This is a genomic window from Salipiger sp., assembly GCF_059781815.1.
Window position 1 is genome coordinate 1 of record NZ_JBYNAH010000345.1, and the last position, 3,190, is coordinate 3,190.

At 70.5% G+C, this 3,190-nt stretch carries 1 protein-coding gene; it reads left to right on the top strand.

The genetic code is table 11. The features are described from left to right. On the top strand, positions 1-3,032 hold a 3,032-nt coding region (gene tssM, locus AC6RA4_RS24345), incomplete at its 5' end, for a type VI secretion system membrane subunit TssM (RefSeq protein ID WP_500164727.1). Positions 3,033-3,190: the final 158 nt, after the last annotated feature.

The following is a 3,190-nucleotide window of genomic DNA, read 5'->3' on the forward strand; positions in this document are numbered from 1 at the left end:
ATGCGGTGCTGATCGACACCGCCGGGCGCTACGTGCAGCAGCAGAGCGACCCGGAGGTCGACGCCGCCGAGTGGAAGGGCTTTGTCGAGCTGCTGGTCAAGCACCGGGGGCGGCGGGCGCTGAACGGCGTCATTCTGACGCTCTCGACCCGCGAGCTCAGCGCCGATGACACCGCGATCCGCGAGCATGGGCGCGAGATCCGCAAGCGCCTCGCCGAGCTCTCGGCGCAGACCGGGCTGAAGCTGCCGGTCTACCTGATGATCACCAAGGCCGACCTGATCCCCGGCTTCGAGACCTTCTTCGGCGATCTCAACACCCGCGAGCGCGAGCAGGTCTGGGGCGCCACGCTTGGCACCGCCGACCGGGTCGACGCGATCACCGTCGAGCGCGAGATGAAGGTGCTGCAGGAATCGCTCGAGGCACGGCTCGACGGCCGCATCGCTGACGATCTGCCGCTCGAGGAGCGGGCCGAGATCTTCCGCTTCCCGGCACAGGTCGAGGCGCTGACGCGCCCGCTCAAGGTGCTGGTCGAGGCGGTGTTCGGCGAGAGCCGCTACGAGGAGAGCCCGTGGCTGCGCGGCATCTATTTCAGCTCGGCCACGCAGGAGGGCTCGCCCATCGACCGGCTGGTGGCGGGCACCGCCTCGGCGCTGGGCATGGCGGCGCCGCGCCCCGAGCGGCGGGCGCATCGCGAGACCCGCAGCTTCTTTCTGCGCAACCTGCTGAGCGAGCTGATCTTCCCCGAGGCCGGGCTGGGCCGCTTCGATCCGCGCGCCGAGGACCGCCGGCGCTGGGCGTGGCGCGGCACGCTGGCGGCGGCGGTGCTGCTGACGGCGCTCTTGGGCACGGCCTTCCTGTTCTCCTACCTGCGCTACAACGGTGCGCTGGCGGATCAGGAGCGCCAGCTCGCCACGCTCTCGGCGCGGCTGGCCAATGTCGCCTCGCGGCAGGCACCGACCGATCCGCTCGACCTCGACCTCGCGCTCGACGCCGCCAACGAGACAGTCAATGCCGCCACCACGCTGCCGCCGTCGCCGCTCACCATGCTGGGGCCGACCGCCGAGCCCGAGCTCGCCCGGGTGCACGAGATCGCCTATGACCACACGCTCCGCAACGTGCTCGAGCCGCGCATGGTGGCGCTGCTCGAGGCGACCATGTGGCGCCATGCGCGCGACCCGGAATTCCTGCTCGGCGGGCTCAAGGCCTACCAGATGCTGACCGGGCAGGCGCCCTACGATGCCGCCTTCCTCAATGTCTGGTGGCAGACCGTGCTGCCCGACTTCGCCCCCATCGATGTTTTCCCCACCGAGGAGAGCATCGACCACCAGATCGCCGCGCTGCAACGCATGGGCAGCGAGGAGCAGAAGATCGAACCCGACGCGGCGCTGATCTCGACCGCGCTCGAGAGCATCTGCACCATCCCGCTGGCGGTGCGCGCCTACCGCACCCTGCGCAGCGATCCGGCGGTGGCCTCGCTGCCCGACTGGGTGCCCGCCGAGGTGGCGGGGCCGAACGGGGCGCGGGTGCTGACCCGGCTGTCGGAAAAGACCCTGCGCGTGGGTCTGCCCGGGGCCTTCACCTTCAAGGGGTTCCACGAGACCGTGCTGCCACTGGTGCCCGAGGTCGCGGCGCAGGCGCAGCTCGACCGGGCGGTGTTTGCCGGCGGCTGCAACGAGAGCGCCCAGGCCTCGGTCGACACACTCGAAGCGGACGTGCTCAAGCTCTACTACGACGATTTCATCGCCCAGTGGGACGGCTTCCTGCGCGACATCCGCCTGACCCCGATCTCGGATCTCGAGCAGGCGCGGCAGAACCTCAAGGATCTGGCCTCGGCGGACAGCGCGCTGAAGCGGCTGCTGACTGCGGTGGTGACCGAGACCCATCTCGCCCGCGCCGACGAGGAGGGCGGCGGTGGGCTGGCCAGCAACTCGGCGGCGCAGCGCGAGGGTAACAAGGCGCTCTCGAAGCTCGGCAAGCTGGGCAAGCTGGTCAAGACCGGCACCCGCATCGCCAAGGCCGGTGGCGGCTCGGAGGCGGTCGAGCCCGATCCGCCAGGCACGCCGGTCTCGGACCATTTCGCGCCGATCCGCGCCACCGTCGAGGAGGTCGACGGCCAGCCGCCGCTGCTGGGCGATGCGGTGGCGGCGCTCACCGCGCTTTCGAACGAGCTGCAGACGGTTTCGGCCAGCCCCGACCCGCAGGCGGCACTGCTGGCGCGCGGCGGTCTGCCCAAGCTCACCGGCGCCATCGCCAACGAGGCGGCGGCGCTGCCCGACCCGATCGACGACTGGATCTCGGGCATCGCCGGCGATGCGATCAGCGTCACCCGAGAGGCGGTGCTGGCCCAGCTCAACGCGCGCTGGCGGGCCGATGTGCTGCCGTTCTGCGTTTCCGCCACGGCGGGGCGCTACCCGTTCGACCAGAGCTCAGCCATCGATGTGAACACGCTCGATTTCGCCCGGCTCTTCGGGCGCGGCGGGCTGATCGACGCCTTCATCGACACCCATCTCGGCGCCTATATCGACACCACCGTGCGGCCGTGGCAGTGGCGCGCCGATTTCGGCCTTGATGCCTCGGTGCTGGCGCCTTTCGAAAACGCCCGCTCGATGCGCGACGCGCTGTTCCCCGGCGGGGCGGGGCCGGTGATGGCCTTCAGCCTCGAGCCCAAGGACCTGTCGCCCAACGCCAGCCGGGTGACGCTGAACGTCGACGGGCAGGTGCTGTCCTATTTCAACGCCGCAGCGCGGCCGGTGCCGATGACATGGCCGGGGCCGGACCAGACCAACATGATCACCCTGAGCTTCGCGCCGGTGGATGGCAGCGGCGAGGTCATCACCTCGGAGACCGGAAGCTGGGCGATCCTGCGGATGCTGCGCAAGGGCGCGCTTTCGGCCACGGCGCTGCCGGAGGTGTTCGGCCTCCGGCTCGGGGCGCGCGGCTTCTCCGCAAGCTTCAACCTGCGCGCCAACTCGGTGGAGAACCCCTTCGACCTCGAGATGTTCTCGGGCTTCACCTGTCCGCGCGGGTTCTGAGCGTGGCCACCGGATTGTTCGGAAAGCTGCCGCTGGCGGGGGATTTCCTCGCCCGCGGGCTGGGGCCGGGGCAGCGCGCGCGGGTCGACCAGTGGCTGACGCGTTACCTTGGCGAATTCGCCGCCAGCCCCGAGCGCTGGCCCTCGCAGGGCTTATTG